We start from the raw sequence: 15043 nt of genomic DNA on the forward strand, positions 1-15043 counted from the left end.
AAGATTCTTCGAGAGTTTGGTAAAAATTATGTAATTAATTTTGTTTAGCTACTTAACACGCAATCATCGGCATTTCAGCAAAATACCTGGATTGTTAATTGAGGATTGGACGGTTTAATGCGTAGGCGCAGCCCGTCGCAGACATCGCCTAGTTTATTGTCGAGTGAGAGCGATCGCTACAACGGTTTACTTGTCGTGCATCTCACACACAATCTCTAAATATGCAGTGGCGTGTTGTTGAGTTGGGGCTTTGGAGATATGCGGGTTTTAAAGTTAGCGCCAACTTATTCACTCCTAATAATTCTCTTGCAACTTCCACATAAATCTAAATTTTCCGCTTTGGCTTCTTCAATAGTTTTGAAAAATAAAATTGTTTTTCGATGTTCAGGTTTTTCTACACGAGGGTAATGACTGCAACCATTAGGTAGATGATAACAATATCTTCCCCGTTTAGCTCTAACTGGATAATCTCTGTAAATGGGGTCTTCGCTAATATTCGTACTCAAGTTTCCAATATATGAGTAAACCCAATTGAGTAGACGTGATGTTTGGTATAAAGTTTTGAGCCTTGGATTTTTTGCAATTTTTTCGTCCAAGACTTCCAGCATTTCCTGTATATTTTCCTTGGAAGATTCTTGATTTATATAAGAAACGATCAAATTTGTTAAAATTTTCTCAATTTTTCTGAAACTCCTTTCTCGTCTAATTGCTTCAAAAGTAAAAATTGCATAACATGAATGCCAAGTGTCTTGAATTTTACTTAACAAGCTATAGTGTTTTTTCTTAAGAGGATCTAACCTATCAAGAACAAAATCTTTTTGTTCATCTAATTCACTTAATTTCCAATCAACTAAATCCCTATCAGAACTATTAATGCCTATTGTAAGTAACTCAATAGCTCTCAGGAGCAACCAATACTCTGAGTCAAGTCTGTTTAGTTTATTAGCTTCTCTCTTATCTGCTGTAGCAATTACTGACTCAGAGGTAGCAATATGATGAAGTTTTGCTCTAACTTCCTGCCATATTGAGTTAAGAGACTGATCTACTGCCTTATTCAACTGCCATTTATATGTCTTAAACCCACTAAATAAGTAGTTGGTCAGAGATTGAACAAGGTTTATAGGAAAAGCATGGCTTGCAGCGAGTCCAAGAAAAAACCATGCGAAAAATACTACAAAAAAGAGTAGTAAAGTTGTTATGTAGTTCCAGAGCCTCCTCCAAAATGACTTTAATATTAAGTGTTTAGGAAGCTCTGTTGCTAATGATTCAGAATTTGAAGAGAAATGTAAGTGAAGTTCTTCAGCCCCGAAAGTACTGATTTCCTCCTGCTATATTTCCTGTATTTTGTGGAGCATTAATATTTGATCCAGAACCAGTAGAAACCTGATTAACAGTTCCACTATTTTGATTTCCCTCAATCTCGATCAGCTTGCTAACTACACTTTCCAGTTCTTCACGAAAAGCGACATTGTTCGGAGCCTCTTTAATGATTGCTGCTTTCAAAGCTGCTGGATTTTGTGTAGCTTCCTGAATTTCTTGTCTACCAGCAAAGTGAGAGTATATTACACCCACTAACTTTTGAAGGTAGTCTTTTGCATCCGCTCCCAACTTTTGCAAAGCACCACCTGTAACTTGCAGTGCAAAATACTCCACAGCCTTGGTTGCTAAAGTCTCTAAAAGCATAGTTTGGGTAGATGTCTCAGATTATAGGTGAACAAGAGCATTGGTTTTGGTTATGCCTTACTCTTTGCGTGTAATATTGTTATTTTTATCACAGAGCCAGAAATATGGCAATATAAAATTCTTTAACCTTATGCGCTTTTAACAGATTTATTGGTTGCATCTCAAGCAAGTTAACAATTCTGCTGCAAGCAACGGCTATTTAATCTAAAAAATCGTCATTATAAATAGTCTTTCATTTTACATTTTTTCTTTAAGCAAAATGCAAGCAAAATTTAAAAACCAGACTGGATAAGAGTTATACTATCTAAAGCATCGAAATAGATTGTCCCTAAATAACCCTGCAACTTGCATTTAGGCTAGAAATAGGCTCTTTTTTCTCTCGCCGCTAAAAAACCTTGCATTATATGATGTTGAGGAGCGATCGCTCTTAACCCTGTTCTTACAAATCCTCTGGCATAATCACAGAAATTAATTGATTACGATTCTTCCGATAAATTCTAAAATCGCTATCAAATGTTAGCAACTCACTTTCAGGATACAGTTGTGTCATTCTCACCAAACACGCATCTGCTAATGACATTGGAACTGACTGATATTGTCTTAGTAATTCTTTAATTACTGCCGCTTCTTCACTCAAACACATCGGAATTAATATCTTTCCCTCGTCCACTAAAGACATCACTATATCCTGACCACCGTAGATATTTCGCAACAAAAAACAAGTCTCTACAATTACAGGCTCACAAGTGAGTAAAGGCTGCTCAATTGTAGCTAAGGTATTAATTACCCAAGTATGAAGATGCTCTCTACGATTAATAAAGGCTACTAATGGGCCAGTATCGATGATGACTCGTTGCTTCATTCAGTTCCTAAACCTTCAAGATATTGTTTGTTCGTCGCCAAATCACCGGGGCCACCATCTACACAACCGGCAAATTGTTGAGCTGCTGCCAAAAATGAAATAGGCTCAATTTGTTCAATATTTGTATTTTTTTGTGCTAGCTGATTTTGCAGAAACTCAATAAAATCTAAGACCTCTTGTTGCTTCTCTGGCGGGAGCGATCGCATTTTTTCAGTAGCAGCTTGTATAATACTCAAGGGAACCTCCAGAAGTTATTGCTCTGTCTTTTTTGCGTCCAATCACTTCAGTCTAGCAGGCTAACACTTTGTGGATCAAATAGATAAAAGCTCCTGGAGTGGATGCAAACTTTATCTGGTGTTGCTCAATTTAGCTGCTACGCTATATTTAGTCTAAAAAATCGTCATTTAAAATAGTCTTTCATTTTACAGTTTTTCTTAGAGCAAAATGCAATAAAAATCTAAAAACCACATTACATAAGAGTTATACTGTCTAAGGCATAAAAATAGATTGTTCCTAGATAACCCTGCAACTCAGATTTAGGCTAGAAATAGGCTCTTTTTTCTCTCGCCGCTAAAAAACCTTGCATTATATGATGTTGAGGAGCGATCGCTAGGTTCGGAGTAATCCCAAGAGTGCATTTGACGGAAAGGAAGACCCATCTTTTGGAAGACGTACTTCTCTTTCACACCAGAAGCTACTAGGTCAGGCTTCAGCGCTTTGATAAATTCCTCGAATTCGTAAGCGGTAACGTCGTCATAAACGATGGTGCCGTTTTCGATGTAGTGAGTGGTACGTTTGTAATCGTCATTATGAGCGAACTCATAACCTGTACCAATCATCTTCATGCCCAAGTCTAGGAAAGCTGGGACAACGTGGCGAGGACGTAGACCACCAACCATGATGGCAACAGTCTTACCATCCAAACGGGGGCGGTACTTAGCAATTACCGCATCCATTGTGGGCTGATACTTGGCGATAACTTTCTCAGCGTTTGCTTGGATTGTTTCGTCAAACTTAGAAGCAATTTCCCGTAAAGATTCAGCAATCTTGGTGGGGCCGAAGAAATTATACTCAAGCCAGGGTATACCATAAGCTTCTTCCATGTGACGGCTGATGTAGTTCATCGACCGGTAACAGTGGATGAGGTTCATCTTCACATTGGGGGTCATCAACATTTCGTTGATGGTGCCATCACCTGACCACTGAGCGACTACGCGCAAGCCGATTTCTTCTAACAGGATGCGGCTAGCCCAAGCATCTCCACCGATGTTGTAGTCACCAATGATGGCTACATCATAAGGAGTACCTTCAAACTTGAGTGTACCGTCTTTCTTAGCTTGGTCGGATCTGGTGAAAACCCAGTCACGAACCATGTCGTTAGCAATGTGGTGTCCCAATGATTGGGAAACACCCCGGAAGCCTTCGCAACGCACAGGTACAACTGGCTTGCCAATTTCTTTCGATGTCTTCCGAGCAACTGCTTCGATGTCATCCCCAATTAGACCGATGGGGCATTCAGATTGAATGGAAACACCACGGTTGAGTGGGAAAAGTACATCAAGTTCTTGGATGAGCTTGGTAAGTTTCTTGTCACCACCGAACACGATATCTCTTTCTTGGAAGTCAGAGGTGAAGTGCATGGTACCAAAGGTATCAATACCTGTGGTGCCGATGTAGTAGTTACGACGACCAGACCAAGACCAGTAACCGCAACCTACAGGCCCGTGGCTGATGTGAATCATGTCCTTAATAGGACCCCAAACCACACCTTTAGAACCGGCGTAAGCACAACCACGAGCGGTCATTACCCCAGGAAGGGATTTGATGTTAGACTTAACGCCGCAATCGGACTTACCTTCTTCGTATACACTTAAGTGCTTTTCCCGTTTTTTCTTAGCTTTGTCGGGGTAAGCTTCTAGAACTTCTTTAATTAGTTCTTTTCTTTCTTCGATGATGTTTTGATTTTCTGGAGGTGTCATATTTAGCCTCTGTGACTCGTAAGGATCGGGGCATAGGGGGACTAGGAGTCCCCTCTAAGATTAGGGGGGAGATGCAAGGGAGAGGATAAAAGGGAAGATATGAAACTCTTCCTTTTTCCTTGTGCTAAAGCGTTATTTATTAGCAGCGAATTATACTACAGGAGCTTCAGCAGCACTCTTACCAACTAGCATTGCGGTATTTTCGTCGCTTTCGAGGATACCGAATTCAATCAACAATTCTTCTAGTTCTTCCATTTCGATGGGTGTAGGAATAGCTAGATTTTTGTTGTCGATGATCTTGGTAGCCAATGTCCGGTATTCGTTAGCTTGGTTGCTTTCTGGTGCGTACTCGTTAACAGTCATCCGGCGCAATTCTGCGTGTTGAACGATGTTGTCACGGGGTACGAAGTGAATCATTTGAGTGTTCAACCGTTTTGCCAAGGTTTCGATCAATTCGATTTCCCGGTCTGTGTTACGGCTATTACAAATCAAACCACCCAAGCGCACGCCACCAGTGTGTGCATACTTAAGAACACCACGAGCGATGTTGTTAGCAGCATACATCGCCATCATTTCACCTGATGTTACGATGTAGATTTCTTGTGCCTTGCCTTCACGGATAGGCATTGCGAAACCACCGCACACAACGTCACCTAATACGTCGTAAGATACGAAGTCTAGGTTTTGGTAAGCACCATTTTCTTCTAAGAAGTTGATGGCGGTGATAATACCACGACCGGCGCAACCTACACCGGGTTCTGGCCCACCAGATTCTACGCAACGAACGTCACGGAAACCGGTTAACATTACTTCTTCGAGTTCGATATCTTCTACTGCACCACGTTCTGCGGCGAGGTGAAGAACGGTTGTTTGAGCTTTGCTGTGCAGCATCAAACGGGTGGAGTCAGCTTTAGGGTCGCAACCGACGATGAGGATGCGTTGACCCATTTCTGCCATAGCTGCTAAGGTGTTTTGGGAAGTGGTAGATTTACCGATACCGCCCTTACCGTAGAAAGCTATCTGTCTAATGTTTTCGTCTGTCATTGTTCGTGTTTCCCTGCAATTGGTTGGTTGGTGGGTCTGTGCGTTTGTCAGTTGCGTTCACGCCAGTTGAGCGACAGTAGTGAGCGCGTGTAGAGCATCGTTGATAGCGTTGGCATAAATGCCTGCTGGGGGCGATCGCTCCACAGCCAAAATTATTGACAATAAGTTCATCGATCTTCCTCGTTAAAATTTTTTTCTTTTGATTTTTTGTCCTTTGTCCTTTGTCATTTGTTTTGACAAAGAACAAAGAAAATTACGCGATTTACAAATACGTCATAATGTGTTTCAGCTTGCAAGATTCAATAGGACTTGATGTTGTTATTTGTCAACAATCAATACATAAGTCCTATTACTTGTTCAAAATAGCGCCCTTCATATTTGTGACGCGATCTAGTGCAGCTTTGGTGTCTTCTGCTGACACTCCACGCACAGCCATTGCTTCACCGAGATGCTTGGCGATCGCATCGAAGTGTGGTTGTTGTAGGTTCATTCCAGCGTGGGTTTTGTCCATTGGACGACCGCCGTATTGCTTTGGCCCTTCAAATATTTGACCTAAGAAAGCAACTAGATGATTGCGTTGCTTCGCCATGTCTGTACCAGCAAAAATGGGGCTGAGGAGGCTGTCTGCGGCAATGCGTTTGTGGAGTTCATCTACTACTTGTTCAATAGCTGGTTGTCCACCAATGTTGTCGTACAATGTGCTCATATCCTGTTCCTTTGAAGCGAGTTGGATGATGAAATTTGCAAGTAGGCGCTTAATCTTTTTGCCTATATGCTGTTAGCCGTGATAGCTAATTTAGCTATCGGTTGTCGGTAGGATTGAAGCATTGATGTGGAGACAATTATATGGTTCAAATCCTACTTTCTGTTCCTGGCTGAATGCATATTAGAGCGTATTTGTAGAATACGTTAAGTCCTACAGCAATTCCTAAACTGCTTCGACTACAAGGCTCTTGCTGACACGATCTTGTAATCTGGCTTCGATCGCAATTTTCAGAGTTGCTGTACTACTAGAACAGGAACCGCAAGCACCTTGCAGTACAACTTTAACGCGATCGCCTTCTACATCATAGAGTTCTACATCTCCCCCGTCTGCAATGAGTACGGGTCTGACTTCTTCATCAAGAACCTTTTGAATTAGAGCAATCTTTTGGACGTTTGTTAGCGCTCGTTCCTTAGATGTAACAATTTCTGTGGCAACTTTTACGCCGTAATTGTTGAGAGCAGGTGAGGCGTATTCCTGTTGAACTGATCTAATAATATCATCAATGTTCGCCAGACAGGAACCGCATCCGCCACCAGCTTTTACATAATTTGTTACTTGCTCGGCATCCGTGAGATGATTTTCTAGAATCACGCGACGAATCTTAGACTCGCTGATGCCAAAGCAACTACAAACTAATGCACCTTCATCATCATCATCGTGGGTAGCTAGAGGTATGCCACGATAGTTGTAGATAGCGGCTTCTAGCGCTTCTTGTCCCATCACAGAGCAATGCATCTTTGCTTCTGGCAAACCACCCAGGTAATCTGCAATGTCTTTATTGGACACTTTCAAGGCTTCATCTAAGGTTAAACCTTTGACCATTTCGGTTAATGCACTAGAAGATGCGATCGCACTTGTACAACCAAAGGTTTGAAAGCGAGCATCTAGAATCTTATCAGATTCTACTTCCACTTTCAGGTGCAATCTCAGAGCATCGCCGCAAGCAATGCTGCCGATTTCACCCGTTGCAACCTTAACTCCAGCTTCGCCCGTTTCTTCAATTTCTCCCTGATTCTTGGGATCGTAAAACAGTTCTAATACTTTATCGGTGTAGTCCCACATATTATTAAGTGCTGAGTGCTGAGTTATGAGTTATGAGTGGGGGGATTGGGGAAGGGGTAATGGGGAAGGGGGAAGGGGAAAAATCATTCCTTTACCCTTTACCCTTTACCCTTTAACCTTTTCCCATTTTTTCCCAGTCCCTAACGATGCGCTAGTGCTTGTTCTTGTCCTTGCAACCAACCTGCATCATCATTTTTGAAGGGTGAGAGAGCGCGTAAACGTTCTACAATGCTGGGCATTACTTCTATTACTTGATCGATTTCGGCTTCGGTGGTGTAGCGACAAAGACTGAAGCGAATTGAACCGTGCAAAGTTGTGTAGGGTAAGCCCATTGCCCGCAGGACGTGGGAGGGTTCTAGAGAACCGGAGGTACAAGCAGAACCGGATGATGCACAGATACCGTATTTGTTCAATAACAGTAGAATTGCTTCACCTTCGATGTACTTGAAGCCGATATTGGTTGTGTTTGGCAATCTCTGCGTAACGTCACCGTTAACTACACAATTGGGAATTTTAGCTAGTAAAGTTTGTTCGAGGCGATCGCGCAGCTTTCTTTCTCTTGCCGTCGCTTCTTCCAAGTGTAACAGTTCCAGTTCCGCAGCTTTGCCCAAGGCGATAATTGCTGGAACATTCTCTGTTCCCGCCCTACGTCCGCGTTCTTGGTGTCCCCCAAGAATAAAGGGACGGAACCGAACCCCACGGCGGATATATAAAGCACCAATTCCTTTCGGCCCGTGCAGCTTATGACCAGACAGGGTTAACATATCGATGGTGCTAGTCTTCATATTCAACGGGATTTTTCCCACTGCTTGCACCGCATCTACATGGAAGATAGCGCCAGATTCTTTGACGCGCAACCCAATTTGCTCAATCGGGAAAACCGTGCCGGTTTCGTTGTTAGCATACATAATTGTCACCAAGGCGGTGTTACCCGTCAAGGAAGCTTCTAGTTCATCTAAATCCAGCTGCCCTTGATTATTTACTGATAGATAGGTAACACTATAACCTTGGGTTTCTAATTGTTTGCAGACATTGAGTACTGCGGGGTGTTCAACTTGGGTGGTGACGATATGTCGCTTTTCTGGTTGCGCCAACAGTGCGGCTCGAATCGCCGCGTTATCTCCCTCAGTACCGCAACTTGTGTAGACAATTTCAGACTCATCGGCTCCCAGCATAACTGCAAGTTGTTCTCTTGCGGTTCTCACTGCTTTACCGACTTGCCCACCAAAGGTATGCATACTGGAGGGATTGCCGTAATAATCTGTGAGGTAAGGTAGCATTACCTCTATAACTTCTGGGTCTACCTTAGTGGTGGCATTATTATCGAGATAGATGCAGTTATTTTGCATTGTTGTCTTCAATTACGAATTACGAATTACGAATTATTTGGGGTTGGCGCTTTTGCAACTGTTCAGAATATTTCTGGGAATAGCAGTTAAACCAACGTTCCCAGTAATCTTGTTTATTTGTTAATTTAGCGACTACGCGGTTGTAATTAGCAAACCAGCCTTCCCAGTAATCGCTAGGCTGCTTAATGCAACCGTTGCAGGTGGGACAACCAGCTTTACACTGGGGCATGGTATGAATACTACCAATACAGTTTGTACAAAGTTCAGGGTCAATCCAGTGCTGTCCGTCAACCACTTTAATTGCATTTGTGGGACATACGGTTAGACAGAGATTGCAGGAAATACACTGGCTAGTAAGAATTTGGTAAGCCATGATTTATTCTCCTTTTGGGGAATGGGTACTGGGGATTGGGTACTGGGTACTGGGTACTGATTGGGAAAATTCTTCCTTAATTCCCAGTCCCTAATCCCCAGTCCCTAATCCCTAATTCCCTAATTCTTTAACGTATTGCTCGTAGAACTCTAAAGCAACCTTTTCAATTACGTCGTAAGCTTCAACAGTCTTGATTCCAGCTTCTTGCAATTTTTCTTGAGGACAGTTACCAATCTTGGAGACTAAAACTGCTTTGCAATCTGCGATCGCTTTCATAATATGCTCAAAAGAAGCTTCTTCGCTGTATCCACCTTGGCAGTACTGGTCAATTTTGCGATGACCAACAAAGCGAACTTCGTCCCCACCCACTTCGTAAATTTGGAATTCTTTCGCATGACCGAAGTGTTGGTTAACTAATCCGCCGCCTTTGGTTGCTACTGCAACTAAAACTTTTGGACTGTTGGCAATTTTCTTACCGGCTAGCGCCTTATCTTTGGCTACTTTAAGTTCTTCTTTAAACTTCTCAATTCCTTCGTGGACAGTAGCGCGTTGTTCCATGTCATATTCGGGAGCCATTTCCAAGAATTTCTCTTTGGAAAACTCTTGGCTGCGGTCTTCTCCCAACAATCCGACTGCATCGGCACGACACTGGCGACAGTGACGCATCATTTTCATGTTACCGGAGCAGTTGTCTTGAACTTCTTTGAGTTCTTTGGGTGTGGGGCCGCGTTGACCGGTTAAACCGAAGTGTGTGCCATGTTCTGGTGCAGAAATCAATGGCATGATGTTGTGCAAGAATGCACCTTTTTCACGAATGACTCGATTCACTTCAACTAAGTGATGGTCATTAATTCCGGGAATCATCACGGAGTTGACTTTGCAAAGGATATCAGCATCTTTCAGGGCTTGCAATCCTTCCATCTGTCTTTCGTGGAGAATTCTTGCGCCTTCAATGCCTCTATAACGCTTGCGTCTGTAGTGAACCCAAGGATAAATCTTAGCACCGATCTCTGGATCTACCATGTTAATGGTGATCGTCACGTGATCTATATTTAATTGTTTAATGCGATCGATGTAGTCTGGCAGCATTAAACCATTGGTTGATAAGCACAGCTTGATATCTGGTGCTTGCTCTGCAATCAACTCAAATGTGCGGAAAGTTTTTTCTGGGTTCGCCAATGGGTCGCCAGGGCCAGCAATTCCCACAACTGTCATTTGGGGAATCTTGCCGCCAATGACCAAAGCTTTGTGTGCTGCTTGTTCTGGTGTTAGCAATTCGCTAACTACTCCAGGACGGCTTTCGTTAGCGCAATCATATTTGCGGTTGCAATAGTTGCATTGAATGTTGCAAGCTGGTGCAACTGCAACGTGCATCCGGGCGTAGTGGTGATGAGCGTCTTCGCTGTAGCAGGGATGTTTAGCAATGCGTTCTTGGAGCTTTTCGTCCCTTTCCACGGTGGTGCTGGTGGTGCTGTCACAGCCGCAACCACCTGATTTTGCTTGGGTTGGCGATTCCGTAGCGTTGGAGTTGAGGAGTCGTGTAGACGGTGATGTCATTGAGTTTCGCAAAAGGTCGGTGGACTTGGCTGCCACTGTGGGAGATGTTGTTGCTACTCTTTCATGCCCAGAATTGAAGTCGCGTCTTCCACACTGCCTGCAAACCCTTGGGTGAGGGCGACTTGTTTTCAAGTCAGGCAGGCGATAGATATCTGATGTTCGGCTGGTGTGTGTCAACGTTCGGTTCTTGGGTAGAATTTGTGCTTACAGCCGCGACTTCTCTTCACTTCAGGCATGGTGCTATGTCATCCCTCCACTCACCCTTCGCTTTGTTTTGTTTCAGAGCGTTAGGTGATTGGCGATATAAGATTTATAGCAGCCGTCTCCCAGCCAGATGTTGCGTCTCTCTAGGATAGAATTTATTGGATTTATTACTTTTGTACTCAAATACTAAAAACCCTAATTCTTCAAGCGTTACAAGAATTAAAAAAGTTTTTTTCAGGTAGGGGTTCTAGTATTTTTTGGTTGGGGTTCTAGTGTTTATAGATAGGGGTTCAGGATTTCTTTGTACTCAGCCAAAACCCAATCCCAGCAATAACTTTAACTAAATTGAAACTAGGTTTGGGTTATTTAAATGTGTACTCAGATTGCCCTCAACTTCCGTCAAAAGCAGTTAATGCCAAGGGTTTGAGGGTGAAAAACTGGAGTAGTCTACATCGTTCTACTCCAGAAACGTGCGAAATTCAATTCTGTATCTAACATATCATTTTTTTGAGGGTAAAAATGCAATTCATATTTATTTAATTTTTGCTTTGACAATGATGTTCAATTGTGGTTCTAAGTCTTGTCTGATAAGCGATATGAGGTAATGAAAATAGGTGTGTTGCTGCATATCATTTTCAAAAAACTTAACTTTTAACTCTTTTTTTTATTCCCACAATGAGGAGATGGGTAAGAAACTGTGGGATTTTGTGTTTAAGAGAAACAACAAACTATAATCTAACATGATTGAGCGATCGCAATGAATTTTCTGAATTGCTCACTACAAACCTTAGCAAAAAACCCCATTCCCAACACGGGAAGGGGCAAAATTTAAAATATTTCTTCTTATAGGAGAGAGGTTGTCCAGAAGCCGTGCTTACTATTTAGCTACAATCAAACCAAGCTTGAAAAAATCTGAGTTATGATAACCATCCCCCAACAGCCGCTAAAAATGACCGTTGAGGAATATCTGGAATGGGAACCTCAGCAAGACCTTCGCTACGAATATGCCAATGGCGAAGTATTTGCCATGACAGGCAGTACAATTCCCCATAACGACATTGCACTTAACTTGTACACTGTCTTACATCCTCATCTGCGTTTCAGGGGTTGTCGAGCGAATGTGTCAGGGGTGAAAGTGCAACTTGCTCCCCAGAGTCGCTACTATTATCCTGATGTTATTGTCAGTTGCGACCCTGAAGACCTCAATGCCCGCGAATTTATTCAACATCCCAAGCTGATTGCCGAAGTTCTTTCCCCAGGTACAAGCGCCAAAGATCGGGGTGAAAAATTTACTTATTATTTGACAATCCCCAGTTTGCAAGAATATATCTTGATTGACTCGGAAAAAATCTCCGTTGAGCGTTACTGTCGGGGTGAGGGTAGGATGTGGCTTTACTATCCCTACACGGCTGGAGATATCGTCACTTTATCGAGCATTGAGTTTGAATGTCCAATTGAATTGCTGTATGAAAGTGTTGTATTTACCACTGAAGAATAAAGAGAATGTTCCGTGTCAACTTTTAAAGAGCGATGTCTACGACGGGCTGCGCCTACGCACCTTAAGGAACTGCATAGCCAGTGTAGGGTACTAGCTGCCATACAGGTGTAGTCTCAATACGGTTCTGTTAAGGTTTTTTGATGAAACTTCTAGATCACAAAGACGCGATGAATCGCCGTCTCTACAATAATCAGTCTTTACGATTCATCGCGTCTCTTGCCTTAACCGAACCGTATTGGGTGTAGTCTTAGACTGATATTGATATAGGAAATTTCTCTAGCATCTTCGTTAAACGCCAATCGTAGACATCGCTACACTGTATTCATAAGCTGTCTAAGTTCATTCACGAAAACAGGGTAGCAGGAGGAATGCAATGAAAGCAGTGGTTATCCGTCGGTATGGCGCGGCTGAGGTGTTGCAGTATGAAGATGTGGAACAGCCGAAAATTGAGCCAACGCAGTTACTTGTGAAAGTTCGTGCTAGTAGTGTTAATCCCATTGATTGGAAAATTCGCCAAGGGATGTTGAGTTTGATTACCGGCAGTAAATTTCCAAAGATTTTGGGGTTTGATGTGGCGGGAGATGTGGTAGCCGTTGGCTCTGGTGTCACCCGTTTTAAAGCGGGAGATGCTATTTACGGCAGCACTAGCTTTCCTGGAGGAGGTTATGCCGAATTTGCAGCTGTTCCAGAAAATGTGGCGGCTCTCAAACCAACGAACTTATCTTATGAAGAAGCTGCGGCTGTGCCTTTAGCAGCGCTTACGGCTCTGCAAGCACTACGAGATCAGGGAAATATTCAAACAGGACAAACTGTGTTAATTAATGGTGCTTCTGGCGGTGTGGGGATTTTTGCAGTGCAAATTGCCAAGGCTTTAGGGGCAGTGGTGACGGGAGTTAGCAGTACCAAAAACTTGGATTTGGTGAAATCTCTGGGTTATGACCGCGTGATTGATTATACGCAGCAGGATTTTACCCAAGATATAGCGCAGTATGACATTATCTTTGATGCAGTGGGTAAGCGATCGCTCTCTCAAACCAAAAAAGTTCTCAAACCCAACGGAATTTATATCACTACGCTACCCGGCCCTGAAGTCTTCTTAGAGAGCGTTTTAACAGCATTCCTTCCCGGTCAAAAAGCGAAATTTCTCTTTGAGAAGCCTAACGTTAAGGACTTGCTTTTTCTCAAAGAATTGATTGAAGCTGGTAAGATTCGTGTGGTGATTGATCGCACATATCCCTTGCAAGAACTAGCGGCGGCTCATAGTTATAGCGAAACTGGGCGTGCAGTGGGTAAAATTGCGATCGCAGTTTCCAATTAATCCATAGCGCAATATAGTTCAGATAAGACCAAAACACTTGTAGAGACGGCGATTTATCGCGTCTCTCTAACGTGACAGTCTTTCAGACGCGATAAATCGCGTCTCTACATGAAGGCTTTCTGGCTTATCCCAAGCGTATTGGAGTAAAACTGGTGACTTGTGTGTACACCGTAGCCTTTTAGGAGAGAAGTTCTTAGATACCTGTAATATTTCCGCAATAACCCTGAAATCTGGAAACATTACTCCAGCAAGTGGATATACTCGTAATCAAAATCTCAACAGAAGCGAGTATTATGCTGGACTGGTTAGCTATGTGGGGTGTAACTCAGGCCGCCGGGTTGATTTTTAAACCCATTCTGGAAGACTTAGCCAAGGATGCTGCTAAAGATTGGGCTAAAGATTTATTAAAAGGCATCCCTGGCAAGATTTTCCAGAAACTTAAGAAGGAAGACATAGAAATTGCTGCTGGTAAAGCATTAAAGGAATTTTTGCAACTCATGCAGCAGCAGTTAAAGGTTCGTTGCAAACTTGCTGAAACTGAGATTAAAGAGTACACCACAGACATCCAGAAATTTATCAGCGATAAGTCAGTTGCAGAAATTCTTGGCAAGGCTTTTGATATTAACTGTGAATCTCTAGACGCTAAAACTCTAGAAGATAGTTGGAACAGGCTGCAATTAAAAGCTTTGCCATCTAAGTTTAACTGGCAATCACTTACAGAACAGTATTTTACCCAAGTCCAAGAACTTCTTTTAGATTCAAAAGATTTACACCATATCCTAGAATTACAAAAATTATCTGATATTGAAACGAATACAAAAGAAATTGCTGGTGTTATTGTAGATTTTAATTTAGTTAGATATCAAGAAGGAATCCGCGAACGCTATGGTAATCTCAAATTAGATAGCTTAGATACTAGCGGCTATGCCTATAACGAACTTAAATTATGGCAAATTTTTACTGCTCAAAATGTCCGGGAAACTCATCAATTTTTAGCACAAGTTCACGAACTGCCTAAAGAACATCTTAGACGGCTGCGAGACAGCGACCAAGTAGAAGCAGTTGAATTAGAAGATTTAGAACGCCACAAACGGGTTTATTTTGAACAGCCGATCCGTTCAGTTATAGATGTTGTCAATAAAAAGCAAGATTATAAATATATTGTGATTTTGGGCGATCCTGGTTCAGGTAAGTCTACATTGTTGCAATTTCTGGCTTTGAGTTGGGCAGAGTCTCCACTGGATAATGTTATCTCATTACCAATTCCGTTGCTAATTGAATTACGCACTTATATCTGGAGTTTAGACTAAAAGCGATATGAGAGAACGCAAACCAAATGGAATTAGAG

General features: G+C 42.4%; 13 protein-coding genes and 1 pseudogene. 3 read left to right on the forward strand and 11 right to left on the reverse strand.

What is annotated here, in order from left to right; translation table 11 throughout:
• Positions 1 to 284: 284 nt before the first annotated feature.
• The 11 genes from ABF638_RS32420 to nifB all read right to left on the reverse strand — a co-directional run bounded on the left by ABF638_RS32420 (position 285) and on the right by nifB (position 10675).
• Positions 285 to 1058: a hypothetical protein gene (locus ABF638_RS32420; protein ID WP_435026949.1), complete on the reverse strand. Its 774-nt coding sequence runs from the start codon at positions 1056 to 1058 to the stop codon at positions 285 to 287.
• Positions 1059 to 1299: 241 nt separating this feature from the next.
• A complete protein-coding gene (locus ABF638_RS32425; protein WP_334696983.1) occupies positions 1300 to 1683 on the reverse strand; it encodes a hypothetical protein in 384 nt (127 codons plus the stop codon).
• A 439-nt stretch (positions 1684 to 2122) separates the two neighbouring features.
• Positions 2123 to 2545: a type II toxin-antitoxin system VapC family toxin gene (locus ABF638_RS32430; protein ID WP_435026950.1), complete on the reverse strand. Its 423-nt coding sequence runs from the start codon at positions 2543 to 2545 to the stop codon at positions 2123 to 2125.
• On the reverse strand, positions 2542 to 2781 hold the full coding sequence (locus ABF638_RS32435; protein ID WP_435026951.1) for a DUF2281 domain-containing protein: 240 nt from the start codon (positions 2779 to 2781) through the stop codon (positions 2542 to 2544). The genes ABF638_RS32430 and ABF638_RS32435 overlap by 4 nt, the downstream gene beginning before the upstream one ends.
• 300 nt (positions 2782 to 3081) lie before the next feature.
• Positions 3082 to 4524 carry a nitrogenase molybdenum-iron protein alpha chain gene (gene nifD, locus ABF638_RS32440; protein ID WP_435026952.1) on the reverse strand — a complete coding sequence of 481 codons (1443 nt, stop codon included), beginning with the start codon at positions 4522 to 4524 and terminating at the stop codon, positions 3082 to 3084.
• A 150-nt stretch (positions 4525 to 4674) separates the two neighbouring features.
• Positions 4675 to 5568 (reverse strand): nitrogenase iron protein, encoded by an 894-nt coding sequence (nifH, locus tag ABF638_RS32445; protein WP_193947864.1) that lies wholly within the window; start codon positions 5566 to 5568, stop codon positions 4675 to 4677.
• A 349-nt stretch (positions 5569 to 5917) separates the two neighbouring features.
• The gene (locus tag ABF638_RS32450) at positions 5918 to 6274 is read right to left on the reverse strand and encodes a group 1 truncated hemoglobin (RefSeq protein WP_094327393.1); all 357 of its coding nucleotides are present in this window, start codon (positions 6272 to 6274) and stop codon (positions 5918 to 5920) included.
• Between the two features lie 222 nt (positions 6275 to 6496).
• Positions 6497 to 7396 (reverse strand): Fe-S cluster assembly protein NifU, encoded by a 900-nt coding sequence (gene nifU, locus ABF638_RS32455; protein WP_094349931.1) that lies wholly within the window; start codon positions 7394 to 7396, stop codon positions 6497 to 6499.
• Positions 7397 to 7536: 140 nt separating this feature from the next.
• Positions 7537 to 8745 carry a cysteine desulfurase NifS gene (nifS, locus tag ABF638_RS32460; RefSeq protein ID WP_435026953.1) on the reverse strand — a complete coding sequence of 403 codons (1209 nt, stop codon included), beginning with the start codon at positions 8743 to 8745 and terminating at the stop codon, positions 7537 to 7539.
• A gap of 19 nt (positions 8746 to 8764) precedes the next feature.
• Positions 8765 to 9118 (reverse strand): 4Fe-4S binding protein, encoded by a 354-nt coding sequence (locus tag ABF638_RS32465; protein WP_435026954.1) that lies wholly within the window; start codon positions 9116 to 9118, stop codon positions 8765 to 8767.
• 111 nt (positions 9119 to 9229) lie between these two features.
• The gene (gene nifB, locus ABF638_RS32470) at positions 9230 to 10675 is read right to left on the reverse strand and encodes a nitrogenase cofactor biosynthesis protein NifB (RefSeq protein WP_435026957.1); all 1446 of its coding nucleotides are present in this window, start codon (positions 10673 to 10675) and stop codon (positions 9230 to 9232) included.
• A gap of 1123 nt (positions 10676 to 11798) precedes the next feature.
• On the opposite strand from nifB, the gene ABF638_RS32475 reads away from it, so the two are divergent.
• The 3 genes and pseudogenes from ABF638_RS32475 to ABF638_RS32485 all read left to right on the forward strand — a co-directional run.
• Positions 11799 to 12377, forward strand: a complete 579-nt coding sequence (locus ABF638_RS32475) for a Uma2 family endonuclease (protein ID WP_435026955.1) — start codon at positions 11799 to 11801, stop codon at positions 12375 to 12377.
• Positions 12378 to 12750: 373 nt separating this feature from the next.
• Positions 12751 to 13695: an NAD(P)-dependent alcohol dehydrogenase gene (locus tag ABF638_RS32480; RefSeq protein ID WP_435026956.1), complete on the forward strand. Its 945-nt coding sequence runs from the start codon at positions 12751 to 12753 to the stop codon at positions 13693 to 13695.
• 293 nt (positions 13696 to 13988) lie between these two features.
• Positions 13989 to 14990 (forward strand): annotated as a pseudogene (locus tag ABF638_RS32485) (NTPase); the annotation flags it as partial.
• Positions 14991 to 15043: the final 53 nt, after the last annotated feature.

It is taken from the genome of Nostoc sp. CALU 1950, from assembly GCF_051172895.1.
In the GTDB taxonomy this organism is placed as follows: Bacteria; Cyanobacteriota; Cyanobacteriia; order Cyanobacteriales; family Nostocaceae; genus Nostoc; species Nostoc edaphicum_A.

Coding starts and splice junctions, on each gene's coding strand:
- ABF638_RS32465 (WP_435026954.1), bottom strand. CDS start 9,118: ATGGCTTACCAAATTCTTACTAGCCAGTGTATTTCCTGCAATCTCTGT.
- nifS (WP_435026953.1), bottom strand. CDS start 8,745: ATGCAAAATAACTGCATCTATCTCGATAATAATGCCACCACTAAGGTA.
- ABF638_RS32480 (WP_435026956.1), top strand. CDS start 12,751: ATGAAAGCAGTGGTTATCCGTCGGTATGGCGCGGCTGAGGTGTTGCAG.
- ABF638_RS32425 (WP_334696983.1), bottom strand. CDS start 1,683: ATGCTTTTAGAGACTTTAGCAACCAAGGCTGTGGAGTATTTTGCACTG.
- nifD (WP_435026952.1), bottom strand. CDS start 4,524: ATGACACCTCCAGAAAATCAAAACATCATCGAAGAAAGAAAAGAACTA.
- nifU (WP_094349931.1), bottom strand. CDS start 7,396: ATGTGGGACTACACCGATAAAGTATTAGAACTGTTTTACGATCCCAAG.
- nifH (WP_193947864.1), bottom strand. CDS start 5,568: ATGACAGACGAAAACATTAGACAGATAGCTTTCTACGGTAAGGGCGGT.
- ABF638_RS32430 (WP_435026950.1), bottom strand. CDS start 2,545: ATGAAGCAACGAGTCATCATCGATACTGGCCCATTAGTAGCCTTTATT.
- ABF638_RS32475 (WP_435026955.1), top strand. CDS start 11,799: ATGATAACCATCCCCCAACAGCCGCTAAAAATGACCGTTGAGGAATAT.
- nifB (WP_435026957.1), bottom strand. CDS start 10,675: ATGACATCACCGTCTACACGACTCCTCAACTCCAACGCTACGGAATCG.
- ABF638_RS32450 (WP_094327393.1), bottom strand. CDS start 6,274: ATGAGCACATTGTACGACAACATTGGTGGACAACCAGCTATTGAACAA.